12 protein-coding genes and 1 pseudogene are annotated in these 14605 nt (G+C 61.9%); 10 read left to right on the top strand and 3 right to left on the bottom strand.

The genetic code is table 11. The annotated features are described in order from the left end of the window. Positions 1–36: 36 nt before the first annotated feature. A complete protein-coding gene (gene mrcB, locus LRL22_RS13825) occupies positions 37–2355 on the bottom strand; it encodes a penicillin-binding protein 1B (RefSeq protein ID WP_270905604.1) in 2319 nt (772 codons plus the stop codon). Positions 2356–2428: 73 nt separating this feature from the next. Then, on the bottom strand, positions 2429–4876 hold the full coding sequence (hrpB, locus tag LRL22_RS13820) for an ATP-dependent helicase HrpB (protein WP_270905603.1): 2448 nt from the start codon (positions 4874–4876) through the stop codon (positions 2429–2431). Positions 4877–5054: 178 nt separating this feature from the next. On the opposite strand from hrpB, the gene thpR reads away from it, so the two are divergent. The 10 genes from thpR to LRL22_RS13770 all read left to right on the top strand — a co-directional run bounded on the left by thpR (position 5055) and on the right by LRL22_RS13770 (position 14000). After that, positions 5055–5597, top strand: coding sequence for an RNA 2',3'-cyclic phosphodiesterase (gene thpR, locus LRL22_RS13815; protein ID WP_270905602.1), 543 nt, complete (start codon positions 5055–5057; stop codon positions 5595–5597). Further along, the gene (sfsA, locus tag LRL22_RS13810; RefSeq protein ID WP_139406696.1) at positions 5594–6337 is read left to right on the top strand and encodes a DNA/RNA nuclease SfsA; all 744 of its coding nucleotides are present in this window, start codon (positions 5594–5596) and stop codon (positions 6335–6337) included. The genes thpR and sfsA overlap by 4 nt, the downstream gene beginning before the upstream one ends. 119 nt (positions 6338–6456) lie before the next feature. Then, positions 6457–6906, top strand: coding sequence for an RNA polymerase-binding protein DksA (dksA, locus tag LRL22_RS13805; RefSeq protein WP_005335644.1), 450 nt, complete (start codon positions 6457–6459; stop codon positions 6904–6906). Positions 6907–7017: 111 nt separating this feature from the next. Then, a complete protein-coding gene (gluQRS, locus tag LRL22_RS13800; protein ID WP_270905601.1) occupies positions 7018–7926 on the top strand; it encodes a tRNA glutamyl-Q(34) synthetase GluQRS in 909 nt (302 codons plus the stop codon). A 344-nt stretch (positions 7927–8270) separates the two neighbouring features. Further along, entirely contained in the window at positions 8271–9737 is a 1467-nt protein-coding gene (gene pcnB, locus LRL22_RS13795) for a polynucleotide adenylyltransferase PcnB (protein ID WP_069554926.1), read from the top strand. Between the two features lie 11 nt (positions 9738–9748). After that, positions 9749–10258 carry a 2-amino-4-hydroxy-6-hydroxymethyldihydropteridine diphosphokinase gene (gene folK, locus LRL22_RS13790; RefSeq protein ID WP_270905632.1) on the top strand — a complete coding sequence of 170 codons (510 nt, stop codon included), beginning with the start codon at positions 9749–9751 and terminating at the stop codon, positions 10256–10258. Continuing rightward, positions 10255–11049, top strand: coding sequence for a 3-methyl-2-oxobutanoate hydroxymethyltransferase (panB, locus tag LRL22_RS13785; RefSeq protein ID WP_042063124.1), 795 nt, complete (start codon positions 10255–10257; stop codon positions 11047–11049). Before folK ends, panB begins: the two co-directional genes overlap by 4 nt. 201 nt (positions 11050–11250) lie before the next feature. Further along, positions 11251–12108, top strand: coding sequence for a pantoate--beta-alanine ligase (panC, locus tag LRL22_RS13780; RefSeq protein WP_149152218.1), 858 nt, complete (start codon positions 11251–11253; stop codon positions 12106–12108). 24 nt (positions 12109–12132) lie between these two features. Continuing rightward, positions 12133–12483 (top strand): putative quinol monooxygenase, encoded by a 351-nt coding sequence (locus LRL22_RS13775; protein ID WP_041210222.1) that lies wholly within the window; start codon positions 12133–12135, stop codon positions 12481–12483. A 149-nt stretch (positions 12484–12632) separates the two neighbouring features. Further along, positions 12633–14000 (top strand): cation:dicarboxylate symporter family transporter, encoded by a 1368-nt coding sequence (locus LRL22_RS13770; protein ID WP_270905600.1) that lies wholly within the window; start codon positions 12633–12635, stop codon positions 13998–14000. A gap of 78 nt (positions 14001–14078) precedes the next feature. Here the strand turns inward: LRL22_RS13770 and LRL22_RS13765 are convergent. After that, positions 14079–14605 (bottom strand): annotated as a pseudogene (locus tag LRL22_RS13765) (rhodanese-like domain-containing protein).

Here is a 14605-nt window from a genome sequence, read left to right as displayed (position 1 = left end):
AATGAACGGGCAGCCTGCGCTGCCCGTGTCGTTGATCTAGTTAAAGAAACCGCCGAACCAGTCATCCAGCGCACTGCGCGGCGATGCACTGCTGGCACAACCGGCTGGGGAGCCCATGGTGGAGGCTTTGGCCGGTACCTGCAGGCTGCCCGGGCAGTCGCTGGCGACGCGGGTGCCGCTGGCGCGGGAGAAGTTGGCCCAGGTGACCCCTTCCGGCATCTTCAGTCCCAGACTGTTGACGCCGCGCTGGCTCATGTAGCCGCTAAAGAGCTGCAGGGCACCGCTGGCACCGGTCAAGCCCGCCGGGGTGTTGTCGTCGCGACCGACCCAGATACTGACCAGCTCGTTGTTGTCCATCCCGGCAAACCAGGAGTCGCGCAGCTCGTTGGTGGTGCCTGTCTTGGCCGCCATGGTGGCGCCCGGGAACTTGGTACTGAGGGCGCGGGCCGTGCCCTGACTCACCGTCTTGGTCATGGCGAACAGGGTCAGCCAGCTTGCTTGCTGGTCGGTGACCCGCTTGGCGGTCTGATCATGCTGATAGAGCAGACTGCCATCTCCGTTCACCACGGCGCGAATGGCAGACAGCGGCTGGGTCAGTCCCTGATTGGCGATGGGCAGATACATCTGGTTCACCTCCATCGGCGAGAGCGCCACCGCCCCCAGCACCAGCGACGGATAGGGCTGGATCTCCTGCTGCACCCCCAGCTTGTGCAGGGTATCGACCACCTTCTCCAGCCCCACCTGCAGACCGAGATTGACGGTCGGCACGTTGAGGGAGCTGGCCAGCGCATCCATCAGCGGCACGCTCTGGCGGAACTTGCGATCGTAGTTCTGCGGCGTCCAGACCTGACCATCCTGACCGCGAATGCGGATCGGTTGATCTTTGAGCGGGGTCGCCAGGGTCAGGCCGTTGGAGAGGCCGGTCAGGTAGACCGCAGGTTTCACCAGCGAACCGATCTGGCGGCGGGCATCAAGCGCCCGGTTGAAACCGGCGTAGCGGGGATCGCGACCACCGACCAGCGCCACCACTTCGCCCTTGTGCCAGTCGGAGACCACCATGGCGGCCTCCAGCTTCTTCTTGCCGCGCAGTTTTTCGATGTCGGCGAGGCCAGAAGCGACCGCCTGCTCGGCGGCATGCTGGGCGATGGGGTCGAGGCTGGTGAAGATCTTGAGGCCGGACTGCTTGAGCAGATCCGGGCCGAAGCGGCTCTGGATCTCGCGCTTGAGCAGCCCCATGAAGGCCGGTGTGCGGCCGTAGCTCATCTGGCCGCGGGCGATGATGCCGAGCGGCTGCTTGCTGGCCAGATCATATTCGGCCTGGGTCAGGCTGCCGTGATCCATCAGCAGTTTCAGTACCAGATCGCGGCGTACCTTGGCTCGATCGGGGAAGCGCCAGGGATCGTAATAGGAGGGGCCTTTTACCAGACCGACCAGCAGGGCGACCTGATCGATGTCCAGCTCGTTGACCGGAATGCCGAAGTAGAAGTAGGAGGCGAGGCCGAAGCCATAGACCCCTTGCGAGAAGTTCTGCCCCAGATAGACCTCGTTGAGGTAGGACTCCAGGATCTCGTCCTTGCTGTAGCGATAGTCGATCAGCACCGCCATATAGGCTTCCTGCAGTTTTCGCCACAGACTGCGTTCACGGGTCAGGAAGAAGTTTTTGGCCAGCTGCTGGGTCAGGGTACTGCCCCCCTGCACGGTGCGACCCGCGATCAGGTTGGCGAACATGGCGCGCATGATGGCCACTGGCGAGACGCCGCCATGCTGGTAGAAGTCGCGATCTTCGGTGGTGAGCAGGGTCACCAGCAGGCTGTCGGGCACTTCGGCGATACGCACCAGCAGGCGATCTTCCCGATCTTCGGTATTGAGGCGATCGAGCAGTACCGGGTCCATCTGGGCGTAACCGAGCTGGCGCTGGTTCTCCAGCGACTGGATCCCCTCAAGGCGCGGGCCGTTGAAGGTGAGGCGCAGGCCGCGGGCTCCATCGGCGCCATCATAGAACTCGAACGGACGGCGAATCAGCTCGATGCGGTTGCCGTTGATGGTGTATTCACCCGGCGTGTGAGGCTGGCGCACCTGCTTGTAGCTCAGCATGTTGAGCTCGCGCAGCATCTGGTCCCGCGACAGGCGCTGGCTGGGGTAGAGCTCCAGCGGGCGGCTGTAGACCATCACCGGCAGCTGCCACTTCTCGCCATCGAAGCGCTCGCGCACCTTGGTATCGAGGTAGATGCCAAACACCACCATAAAGGCTGCCACCACCAGGGAGAGCTTGAAGCCAAGCCAGAACAGCTTGCGCCAGATGGTGCGTTTGGGCGCAGCCTTCTTGGGGGCACGCTTGCGTCGTTGGGTTGCCATAAATCCTCTTTGCTTTCCTTTCTACTTGTTATGTCGCATTCGCGAACGTTCGAGCGGGATTAACCCATCGAACCTAGATGCCCATCTTCTTTTTGGTGACTTTGGTCGGCATCGCTTCCAGCGGATTATCCGGCCAGTAGTGGCGGGGATAGCGCCCCTTCATCTCTTTTTTCACCTGCTCGTAGGATCCAGCCCAGAAGGCAGCCAGATCGGCGGTGATCTGCAGCGGTCGCTGGGCGGGGGAGAGCAGCTCCACTACCAGCGGCACCCGGCCATCGGCCACGCAGGGGGTCGAACCTTGCCCGAACATCTCCTGAATGCGCACCGGGATCACCGGTGCCTGCCCCGGCTGATAGCGGATCCGCACCCGGCTGCCGGTGGGCGCTGCAAAGTAACTCGGCAGCGCCTCGTCCAGCCGTTTGGGCAGCGGCCAGGGCAGGGATTGGCGCAGGATGTCGCCGAGGTTGAGCTTTTTCAACTGCTCCAACCGGGTCATGCCGCTCACCGCTGGCAGCAGCCACTGTTCTAGGTCGGCCAGCAGGCTGTCGTCATCCATGGCTGGCCACCCCTCATCGGGCAGCCACTCACGGGCGCAGCGCAGACGGGCCAGCAGCCCTTCGCTGCTCTCGTCCCAAGGCAGCACGTGCAGCCCCTTGCGGCGAATGCCTTGCAGCAGGCAGCGCCCTTTCTGCTCGTCAGAGAGTTCGGTCAGCGGTCGTTGGCTCAGCACCAGCTCGCCGATCACCTGCTGGCGTTCGGCGCGCACCCGCTCTTCCCGTTCATCCCAGTCGAACCACTGGCGTTCGCTCACCAGTTCCGGCAGCAGGCGTACCAGCTCGTCCAGATCGACCGGTTCGGCGATAAAGATGCGGCTGCCGCGATCATTCTGCCCCATCTCGATGGCGATGAGGGCCCCTTGTCCCTGACAGGGATGACCTTCTACCAGATCGCAGCTCACCCCACCACTGAGTTGATAGCGACTGCCGCTACGCAGTTTGCCAATGCGATCCGGCCAGGCGAGGGCACAGAGCAGCCCCAGCCACTGGCCCTGTGCATTGGCAGGGCGGGCGCCAAGCCGTTCAAACCAGCGGGCAGCGTTCTGGCGCAGGGCGTTTTGACGGCGGTGGAACAGCACAGAGAGGCGCTCCGATCCTCGCAGATCTTCTTCCTGCAACGCCACCAGATAAGCGGCATCGGCGACAATCCCTGTCAGACCCTCTGACTCCAGCTCGCGGGCGCGCAGCAGCATGCGGGCGAGACGAGGGTGGGTACCGAAGGCCGCCATGGCACGACCAGCGGGAGTGAGTTGTTGCTCACCCTCCGGCTTCATGGCGCCAAGAGCCACCAGCAGCCGCTGGGCGCTGGCCACCGCAGCGGCGGGAGGCATATCGAGAAGCGGCAGATCTTCCACCTTTGCCCCCCACTGGGCGGCGTCCAGCAACAGGCTGGTCAACTCCTGAGTGAGAATGTCTGGCGGGCTCTGCTCGGCGAGCCGCTCCTGCACTTCGTTGCTCCAGAGCCGGTAGCAGACACCGGGGCCGAGACGGCCAGCGCGGCCTGCCCGCTGGGTGGCGGAGGATTTGGCTATCTGGCGGGTCTCCAGTCGGGTGACACCGCTTTTCAGATCATAGGAGGCCCGTCGTTCCAGCCCGCTATCGATCACCACCGAAATCCCCTCAATAGTGAGGGAGGTCTCCGCCACATTGGTGGTGAGCACCAGCTTACGGCGGCCGGCAGGCGCTGGTTCGATGGCTGCCTGCTGCGCCGCCATGTCGAGGCGGCCGTAGAGGGGGGCGAGGGTCACGTCGTCCGGCAGTTTGTCTGCCAACCATTGCGCCAGTCGCTCGATCTCACCCTGTCCCGGCAGAAAGACCAGCAGGCTGCCATCTTGCTCGGCCAGCGCTTCGAGTACCACGGCGCCGACCTGCGGCTCCAGCCATTGCTGGCGATTGGCGGGGCGGTAGTGGTAATCGATAGGGAAACCACGCCCCTCGGAGCGAACCACAGGGGCATCCGGCAACAAGGTCTCGAGTGCCATGCCATCCAGGGTTGCGGACATCACCAGCAGCTTGAGGTCATCGCGCAATCCCTGCTGGCTCTCGATGGCGAAGGCCAGCGCGGTATCGGCGTGCAGACTGCGTTCGTGGAACTCATCGAAGATCACCAGCGAGACGCCATTCAGCTCAGGGTCTTGCTGCAACATCCGGGTCAGCACCCCTTCGGTGACGATCTCGAGCCGGGTCGAGGAGCTAGTGCGGCTCTCGCCGCGCACTCGCAGGCCGATGCGCTCGCCCACCTTCTCCCCGAGCTGGCGCGCCAGAAAGCTGGCGATATTGCGCGCAGCCAGGCGCCTTGGTTCCAGCATGATGATGCGGCCGGGTAGCCGGTTCTGACGCACCAGCTCCAGCGGCAGCAGGGTCGATTTGCCCGCGCCGGGTGGCGCCTGCAGGATCACGCTGGTGTGGCTGTCGAGGGCGGCAAAGAGTTCGGGCAATACCGAAACGATGGGGAGCTGGGACAAAGCGATGAGCACCTTCTGTGGCAACCGGTAAAACGGCGCCTATTCTGCCACAGCCACCCGTGTCACCGTGAGTGGATGTGCGCAGATGGTCACTCGGGCGGGAGGGTGGCGAGACATGGCCGGATGGCTGCCATAGAATGGGCCCATCCAATGAGCGTGAAAAAGGCATTATCACCACATGGCCAAACTCTTCTTTGCCCTGCCCGTCAAGGAGCTCGCCCCCGAGCTCATGGCCTGGCGCGATCAGCAGCCCTGGCCCGGTCAGCCGGTGCCGCAAGCCAACCTCCACCTGACCCTGGCCTTTCTGGGTGAGGCTGACGAGTTGACCACCCGCCGCCTGATCGCCGCAGTGGAGCGTCAGCACTGTCCGCCGCTCACCATCAGGCTGGATGAGACCGGCTGGTTCAGCCGGGCCAAGGCAGCCTGGATTGGCCCGAAGGAGTGGCCCAACGAGCTGAACGTGCTGGCGAAGGCGCTGCGCCGCCACGGCGAGAAGCTGCGCCTTGGCAATGGCGAGCAGGGTTATCGCCCCCACGTCACCCTGTCGCGCAAGGCGGGTGAGGCTCCGGCCATCCTGCCGGCCCCAAATTTTCTGCTGCAGGCCGATGAGTTCTGCCTCTATCAATCCATCTCGACCCCGGACGGGGTGCGCTACGAGCCGCTTGCCTGCTGGCCGCTGCGCGCCCGGGTAAAAGAAGACGCGCGGAGGACTAACCCGTGATCTTTGATCCCCCCCTGCAATCGGGCCAGCTGGTGGCCCGCTACAAGCGCTTTCTGACCGATGTGCAACTCGATAACGGCGAGGTCATTACCATCCATTGCGCCAATACCGGTGCCATGACCGGTTGTGCCGATCCGGGCACCCGGGTCTGGTACTCCACCTCCGATAACCCCAAGCGCAAGCTGCCCAACAGCTGGGAGATCGCCGAGAGCCCGGCGGGCCACTTTATCTGCGTCAACACGGCGCGCGCCAACCAGATCGCCCGGGAGTTGATCGAGCAGGAGGCTATCGCTCCGCTGGCGGGTTACAGCCGATTGCGCACCGAGGTGAAGTATGGCGAAGAGAACAGTCGCATCGATCTGTTGCTGGAAGATGACGAGAAGGGCAATTGTTACATCGAGGTAAAATCGGTCACCCTGCTCGACGAACGTGAAGATCCGGGTATGGGCTACTTCCCCGATGCGGTCACCGCCCGTGGTGCCAAGCATTTGCGCGAGTTGATGGCGATGAAAGCGGCGGGCCACAGGGCAGTGCTGCTCTTTATGGTGTTGCACTCCGGAATAAGCCGGATGCGCCCTGCAACCCATATAGATCCGCACTATAGTCTGCTAATTGAGCAGGCAATCGCGGCGGGGGTTGAAATTTTATGCTATCGGCCCCATGTTGGGGTGCAAGGCATGGTGGCTCAAGGGTTTATCCCGTTTGAATCTGGTCACCTGTTACCCGAGGGGAGTGCATAAATATTGGAGTGGGTAACATTATTGGTACGGCTCGTTTGCTTACCCGTTACCCTTCTGCTATAGATGTCGCCCTCAATTTATGGATGGCACGGGTAGCGTGCTGAATTAGGAGACAGGGCATGCCAACAGGCGAAAACAGGAAATCTCTGGGCCCCCTGGCCATTGCGGGTGTCGCGCCTTACCAGGAAAAGCCGGGTGAGGAGTACATGAATGACCAACAAAAGGCGCATTTTCGCAAGATCCTGGGTGCCTGGCGCAACCAACTGATGCAGGAAGTTGATCGTACCGTCGACCATATGAAAGACGAGGCTGCCAACTTCCCGGATCCCGTGGATCGTGCCGCGCAAGAAGAAGAGTTCGCTCTTGAACTGCGTACCCGCGACCGTGAACGCAAGCTGATCAAGAAGATCGAGAAGACCTTGCAGCTGCTTGAAGACGATGATTTCGGTTACTGCGAACACTGCGGTATCGAGATCGGTATCCGTCGTCTGGAAGCCCGTCCGACTGCCGACCTCTGTGTCGATTGCAAGACGCTGGCCGAGATCAAGGAAAAACAGATGGCCGGTTGATCCCGACCCTCTGGTATATGAAAAAGGGAGCTCGCGGGCTCCCTTTTTTATTGAGCTTTTGGACGGGTCGTCCCAGAATGCAGCCTCAATGAATCGCTTACCCGAATAGTCATGCCAGTGAATTCCCCATCCTCACCCCTTGTGCGTCCCTATGTCGGCCGCTTTGCCCCTTCACCGTCAGGCCCGCTCCACTTCGGTTCGCTGATCGCCGCCCTCGGCAGCTTTTTGCAGGCCAGAGCGCAGCAGGGACGTTGGTTGGTACGCATCGAGGATATCGATCCGCCGCGGGAGATGGCGGGGGCTGCGACCCTGATCCTCAAGACCCTTGAGGCATATGGTCTCGAGTGGGATGGGGAGGTGATGTTCCAGAGCGCGCGCCACGGCCGCTATGACGAGATCATCGACCAGCTCTATCGGGCGGGGGATCTCTACTGGTGCCGCTGCACCCGGCGCGAAATAATGGCCGCGGGCGGTCTCTACAGCGGCCACTGCCGCACGCTGGGGCTTGCGGCCGAAGGTTGCGCCGCCCGGCTGCGCCAGCACCATCCGGTCTACCACTTCGACGATCGCTTGCAGGGCCATATCGCGGTACCGGCGGCGCTCGCCGAGGAGGATTTCATTATCCGTCGCCGTGACGGGCTCTACGCCTACAACCTGGCAGTAGTGGTGGATGATATGGACAGCGGCATCACCGAGATAGTGCGCGGCGCCGATCTGCTCGAACCCACGGTGCGCCAGATTGCCCTCTACCAGACCCTGGGGGCGCCGGTGCCCGACTGGGTGCACCTGCCGCTGGCGGTGCTGGCAGATGGCAACAAGCTCTCCAAGCAGAACCATGCGCCGGCACTGGCGCTTGATGAGGTGCGACCGGCCCTGTGGCAGGCGCTGCACTTCCTCGGCCAGTGCCCGCCGCCCGAGCTGATGGCAAGCCGGATCGACGAGATCATCGAATGGGGCATCGCCAACTGGCAGCTAGAGCGGGTGCCAGCCAGCGAGAAAATCCCGCTGGACCTTGAGTAAAAAGAGCCGATTTTCGTGTAACAGTACGTGAGCTATGTGCAGATAGACCGCTATTTTCGCTGACAGACGGTTTCATGCGGGATCAATTGTCAGCACGGTTTTTCATTTGGTCAGGTGTGAGCTATGTGCAGATTGACCGCTATTTTCGCTGGCGGACGGTTTCATGCGGGATCAATTGTCAGCACGGTTTTTCATTTGGTCAGGTGTGAGCTATGCGCAGGTAGACCGCTATTTTTTGGCCCGGTTTGATTCAAATGAGCTGAAGTTGCCACATGGTTTTTCATTTGGGCAGGCGTGAGCTATGATAGGCCGCTATTTTTTGGCCTCCCGTCAATTTAGAAGTCATGAAGAGGTGTACCATTTTTTCCCAGATCGCAAACTTTTGCCGCAAGGTGCTCGGCAAGGAAGACGGCGAGCAGTCGGTGGAATCCCCCATTCCAGCCCGTGTCGCCGGTCAACGTCGTACCTTAAGCCGTGATCAGCACCCTATTTCGCGCAAAGAGATCAGCGAGAATGCACTCAAGGTGCTCTATCGCCTGAACAAAGGGGGCTATGAGGCCTACCTGGTCGGCGGCGGAGTCCGGGATCTGCTGCTCGGGAAGACGCCCAAGGATTTCGACATCGCAACCGATGCGACGCCGGAGCAGATCAAGGCGCTGTTCAGCAACTGCCGCCTGATTGGCCGTCGTTTCCGCCTGGCCCACATTGTCTTTGGTCGTGACGTGATCGAAGTGGCCACCTTCCGGGGTCACCACCATCAGGTCAATACCAGCAAACATGTGTCGGCCCAGTCTGATGAAGGCATGCTGCTGCGCGACAACGTCTACGGCACCATCGAAGAGGATGCCGAGCGCCGCGACTTTACCGTCAACGCCCTCTACTACAGCGCCAAAGATTTCACCCTGCACGATTTCGAAGGGGGTCTGGAAGATCTGGCCGAGCGCAAGCTTGAGCTGATCGGCGATCCCGAGACCCGTTATCGTGAAGATCCGGTGCGGATGCTGCGCGCCGTGCGCTTTGCCGCCAAGCTGGATATGACCATCAGCCCGCGTACTGCCGCTCCCATCAAGGAGCTGGCGCCACTGCTGCAAGACATCCCTGCGGCCCGCCTGTTTGAGGAGACCCTCAAGCTGTTCCTGGCTGGCGACGGTCTGGCGACCTACAAACTGCTGCGCGAGTATGGCCTGTTCCAACAGCTCTTCCCGCAAGTGGCTGCGCTGTTTACCCCGCACGGCAACTCGCCCTACGAGCAGTTTATCGAGCAGGCGCTGATCGATACCGACACCCGCGTTCGTGAAGATAAGCGCGTCACCCCCGCCTTCCTCTACGCCACCCTGCTGTGGGGCTGCGTCGAGGCCCGTGGTCGGGTGCTGGAGAACGAGAGCGGCCTGCCCTGGTATGACGCCTTCATGCTGGCGATCAACGAGGTGCTGGACAATCAGGTGCGGATCATCGCCGTTCCCCGCCGTTTCACCACAGATGTCCGCGATATCTGGGCACTGCAACAGCGGTTGACCCGTCGTCAGGGCAAGCACCCCGAGCGCGCCATGGAGCATCCCAAGTTCCGCGCGGCGTTTGACTTCCTGTTGCTGCGCAACCGGGTCGAGCGCGGTCTCGGCGAGCTGGCCAGCTGGTGGGAGCGCTATGTTGCCTCCAATCCGGATGTGCGCCCGCAACTGCAGCGTGAAGCGACCCGTCGCCCGGCCAGCGGTGAGCGCGGTGAGCCCCGTAGCCACGATGGCGAGAAGCGCAGCAGCAACAGCCGCAACCGTCGTCGCCCCCGTCGCCGCAAACCGAAAGTGGCCGAGTGACAACAGACGTGATGACCGAGGTCTTCATCGCCATTGGTTCCAACCTGTCTGACCCGCTGGGTCAGGCTCGTTGCGCCGTTGCCGCGTTGGCAAGGTTGCCGGAATCTGTGCTGGTGGAGGCCTCGTCGTTTTACAGCAGCCGCCCCATGGGGCCTGCTGACCAGCCGGACTACGTCAATGCCGTGGCCCGGCTCAATACCCGGCTCGCGCCCCTTGCGCTGCTGGATCAATTACAAAAAATCGAGCTGGAACAGGGACGTGTGCGCAAAGATGAGCGGTGGGGGCCGAGAACTCTGGATCTCGATCTGCTGCTCTATGGGGATCAGGTGATCAACCATGAGCGCCTGATCGTACCCCACTACGGTATGAAGGAGCGGGAGTTCGTGCTGCTGCCCCTTGCCGAAATTGCGCCTGCTCTGGTGCTGCCCTGCGGCACCCCGCTCGCCCGACTGGTTGCCCGCTGCCCGCACAATGATTTGGCCATCATTGCCCCGCGTGCAGACGTACAGGAGCCTCTATGAGCAAGATCACCACCGCCAGCCTGCTGAAGATGAAGCAGGACGGTCAAAAGTTCACCGCCATCACCGCCTATGATGCCACCTTTGCCAAGCTGTTCGACGACGAGGGGGCCCACGTGCTGCTCATTGGCGATTCGCTGGGCATGGTGCTGCAAGGGGGTCAGGATACCCTGGCGGTCAACATGGATGAGATGGTCTATCACACCCGCTGTGTGGCGCGCGGTGCCAGCAAGGCACTGGTGGTCGCCGACATGCCGTTCATGAGCTATGCCACTCCCGAGCAGACTTACCAGAACGCTGCCCGCCTGATGGCGGCCGGTGCCCGCATGGTGAAGATGGAAGGGGGCGACTGGCTCTGTGACTCCATCCGCCACCTTACCCGCAACGGGGTGCCGGTGTGCGGTCACCTCGGCCTCACTCCGCAATCCGTTCATGTCTTTGGTGGCTTCAAGGTGCAGGGGCGCGATGAGTTTCAGGCGCAGGAGATCTACCGTCAGGCCCTCGAACTGCAAGCGGCCGGTATCCAGCTGCTGGTGCTCGAGTGTGTGCCCACTGCGCTGGCCGAGCGCATCACCAAGGCGCTTCGCATCCCGGTGATCGGCATTGGTGCCGGCCCCGCGACCGATGGTCAGATTTTGGTGATGCACGATGCTTTTGGCGTCACCTCCGGCTATGTGCCCAAGTTCACCAAGAACTTCCTGGCCGAGACCGGCGATGTGCGTGCCGCCATCCGCCTCTATGTGCAGCAGGTGAGCGAGGGGAGCTTCCCCGGCCCGGAGCACTGCTTCAACTGATCCTGGCTGTTGCATGATGGGGGCTGCGGCCCCCGTCTCTGCTTGTCAGCCTCGCACAGTTAATCCGTATAGCTAATCCGTATCTTATTGATTCATCTAAAGGTGAACTGCTGATAGCCATGTTCGTGCCCCATTCCGCCCGAGTGCTACCGGTAGATGCAACCCGTCTCTCTTTTTGATTTATCGGAAGGTGAACTGCTGATGTTGGTCGTAAATAATCCCGTCGTTCTGCGTGAGCAGATAAGCCAATGGCGCCGTGAAGGGCGTGCCATCGCATTTGTGCCCACCATGGGTAACCTGCATCAGGGCCACCTGACGCTGGTGAAAGAGGCGCACAGCCACGCCGAGAAAGTGGTGGTCAGCATCTTCGTCAACCCGATGCAGTTCGACAAGGCCGAGGATCTTGCCAACTACCCGCGCACTCTGGAGCAGGATTGCGCTGCGCTGGAAGCGGCCGGGGTCGATATGGTGTTCACCCCGACCCCGGAGATCATGTATCCGCAGGGGCTGGCGAGCCAGACCTTCGTCGAGGTGCCGGGTCTCTCCAATCTGCTGGAGGGGGCGCTGCGTCCGGGTCACTTCCGTGGGGTCAGCACCGTCGTTACCAAGCTGTTCAATCTGGTACAGCCGGATGTGGCCTGCTTTGGCCAGAAGGATTACCAGCAGTTGGCGCTTATTCGCAAGATGGTGGCCGACATGGCGATGCCCATCGAGATCGTCGGCGTGCCGACCGTACGGGCCGAAGACGGGCTGGCGCTCTCTTCGCGCAACGGCTATCTGACGGCCGCCGAGCGTGCCATTGCCCCCGAGCTGGCGCGCACCATGAACTGGATCGCCGAGCAGATTGAAGCGGGTGATCACCACCTGCCGTCGCTGGTGGCGCAGGCCAGCCAGCGTCTCGACAACGCCGGTTTTCGTACCGATGCCATCGACATCGTCGATGCCGCCACCCTCGAATCCGCCACAGACGAGAGCGCGCAGCTGGTGATCCTGATGGCTGCTTATCTCGGCAAGGCCCGTCTTATCGACAACCGGGTGGTCACGCTACAGCAAGCCTGAGCGAGTCGCCCACAGGAGGATCTCATGTCCAAGAAGGTTTATTGCATCGCCCAATTCCTGCCGAAAGCCGGTCAGGAGCAGGCCCTGTTTCAGGTGTTGCAGGCACTGGAGCCCAACACTCTGCGTGAGGATGGCTGCCTGCAATATCGGGTAACCCGCCACATCGCCAGCCCGTTTGCCGAGGGGGAGAGCTTCCCCATCGTGTTCAACGAGATTTGGCAAGACATGGCCTCTTTCGAGGCGCACTGCCAGCGCGCCGAGATCAAGGCTTTCTTCGAGCGTTACTGTCTGGCCGACGATGGCCTGGCTGCCAAGTGGAACGTCTGCGTCTATAGCGACGAACCCGAACAGTACGACGCCCCCGTAAAGAAGTAATTCCCCCGATTGTCAGCGGACGCCTTCCCGGGCGTCCGCTGCTTTTTCACGCCTGCACTCTCCTGCATCCCGGCGTTTTGTTCTGCGGCCCTGCCCGCATCCCCCTTTGTTTCAATCCACTCTCGGCCTGATGGCCGCTACAGGTATTCATGATGTTTGTCCTGATTACATCGCTTGTTTTCTGTCTGCTCTGTTTTGCCCTGACCCGGATTCCCTCTACTGTGCCGCTCTCGCGCAAGGTACTTGCGGGTCTGCTGCTTGGCGCCCTGTTCGGGCTGGCGCTGCAACTGGGCTGGGGCGCCGATGATGCCGGCGTTCAGCAGACCCTGGAGTGGGTCAATATCATCGGCGGCGGCTATGTCAGCCTGCTCAAGGTGGTGATGATGCCGCTGGTGTTCACCTCCATCCTCTCCGCCATCAACAAGCTGGAGCAGGCCCAGTCTCTCGGCAAGATCAGCGCCGTACTGATCGGCTCCATGCTGACCCTGGTGATGATCGCCGGTGTGGTGGGGATGATGGTGACCCATCTGAGTGGTCTCACTGCCGAGGGGCTGTTGAGCCACGGCAGCGACACGGCAGCGCTGCAACAGAGCATGAGCACCATCGACAGTGCCCAGACCCTGCCGGCCCTGCTGCTCTCGCTGGTGCCAACCAACTTTGCCGCCGATATGGCGGGTAGCCGCGGTCTCTCGGTGATCGGCGTGGTGATCTTCACCGTGCTGGCGGGGGTTGCCCTGCTGCAGTTGAAGGTGGAGCATCCGCAGGCGGGGGCTCGCGCCGCCGTGGCCATCGATACCCTGCAACTGTGGGTGATGAAGATGGTGCGGGTGGTGATTGCGCTCACCCCCTATGGCGTGATGGCGCTGATCGCCCGGGTGGTGGCCCACTATCCCCTGAGCGAGATCCTCAGCCTGCTCGGCTTTATTCTGGTCTGCTACGTCGCCATTCTGGCGATGTTTGCGGTACACATGGTGATCCTGCTGCTGATCGGTCAGAACCCGCAGCACTATTTGCGGGAAGTGTGGGGCGTGCTCACTTTCGCTTTTGTCTCCCGCAGCAGCGCGGCTTCCATGCCGCTCAGTATCGAGACCCAGCAGCGTCTTGGGGTGCCCGCCAGCATCGCCAACTTTGCCGCCTCGTTCGGTGCCAACCTCGGCCAGAACGGTTGCGCCGGCATCTATCCGGCCATGATGGTGGCGATGATTGCTCCCATGCTCGGTATCAACCCGTTTGATCCCCTGTTCCTGCTGACTCTGCTGCCGGTCATTGCGCTGGGCTCCATCGGGGTGGCCGGCGTCGGCGGTGGCGGCACCTTCGCCGCGCTGATCGTGCTCTCCACCCTCAACTTCCCTATCGCGCTGGTGGGGGTGATGATCGCCATCGAGCCGCTGGTGGACATGGGCCGTACTGCTCTCAACGTCAATGGCTCCATCATGGCGGCGATGATCACCAAGCGCCTGCTGGGCAAACAGCAGCTGGCCGAGACGCAGGTGCTGGAGCAGCAGGCCGCCAGCTAACCCCAGCGTTCCCCAATATGAAAGAAGCCCGCAGTTGCGGGCTTCTTTATGTCGACTGTGTTACCTTGTGAGCAGGTATTACTCGGCAGAGACGGGGTAACCGGCTCCTTTCCAGGCGAAGATGCCGCCCGGCACCCGATAGACCTGTTGATAGCCCTGATTGACCGCCCAGGCGGCTGCGTTGTGGCTGCGGCCGCACTTGACGAAGCCGCAGTAGATCACCGCGGGGCGGGCTTTGTCTTCACCCAGCAGCGCCTGGAACTGCTCCGGTGTACCGCTTCCCTCGACGATCTCGCTCCAGTTGTCGCCAGCTTTGGCCTCTTTCACAAAGACAAAGTTTTTGGCCCCCGGAATGTGCTCTTTCTTGTAGGAGTCCTCATAGGGCATGGTGTCGATGATCACCAGCTCCTCGCCCTTGTCCATCCGGGTCTTCAGCTCGGCCACGGTCAGCAGCTGATAGCCCCCTGCTGCGCCTCCTGTGCCAGCTGCACAGCCGACTGCTCCAGCTTCACCTCCTGCTCGAACTGGTTGTCGCCACAGCCCGCGAGGGCAAAGCTGGCGGCGATCAGCGAGGCTACCAGAGTGCGGGATCGCAATGTCATCAT

Source organism: Aeromonas sp. PI_26 (assembly GCF_027854445.1).
Taxonomy (GTDB): Bacteria; Pseudomonadota; Gammaproteobacteria; order Enterobacterales; family Aeromonadaceae; genus Aeromonas; species Aeromonas veronii.
The sequence above is the reverse complement of the archived record's forward strand: the minus strand, read 5'-3'. Positions and strand labels throughout refer to the sequence as shown.

Bases quoted from the DNA above. Each gene is read 5' to 3' on its own strand.
- thpR (WP_270905602.1), top strand. From the start codon at position 5,055: ATGGCCAAACTCTTCTTTGCCCTGCCCGTCAAGGAGCTCGCCCCCGAG.
- gluQRS (WP_270905601.1), top strand. From the start codon at position 7,018: ATGCCAGTGAATTCCCCATCCTCACCCCTTGTGCGTCCCTATGTCGGC.
- LRL22_RS13770 (WP_270905600.1), top strand. From the start codon at position 12,633: ATGATGTTTGTCCTGATTACATCGCTTGTTTTCTGTCTGCTCTGTTTT.
- panB (WP_042063124.1), top strand. From the start codon at position 10,255: ATGAGCAAGATCACCACCGCCAGCCTGCTGAAGATGAAGCAGGACGGT.
- folK (WP_270905632.1), top strand. From the start codon at position 9,749: ATGACCGAGGTCTTCATCGCCATTGGTTCCAACCTGTCTGACCCGCTG.
- LRL22_RS13775 (WP_041210222.1), top strand. From the start codon at position 12,133: ATGTCCAAGAAGGTTTATTGCATCGCCCAATTCCTGCCGAAAGCCGGT.
- panC (WP_149152218.1), top strand. From the start codon at position 11,251: ATGTTGGTCGTAAATAATCCCGTCGTTCTGCGTGAGCAGATAAGCCAA.
- pcnB (WP_069554926.1), top strand. From the start codon at position 8,271: ATGAAGAGGTGTACCATTTTTTCCCAGATCGCAAACTTTTGCCGCAAG.
- dksA (WP_005335644.1), top strand. From the start codon at position 6,457: ATGCCAACAGGCGAAAACAGGAAATCTCTGGGCCCCCTGGCCATTGCG.
- mrcB (WP_270905604.1), bottom strand. From the start codon at position 2,355: ATGGCAACCCAACGACGCAAGCGTGCCCCCAAGAAGGCTGCGCCCAAA.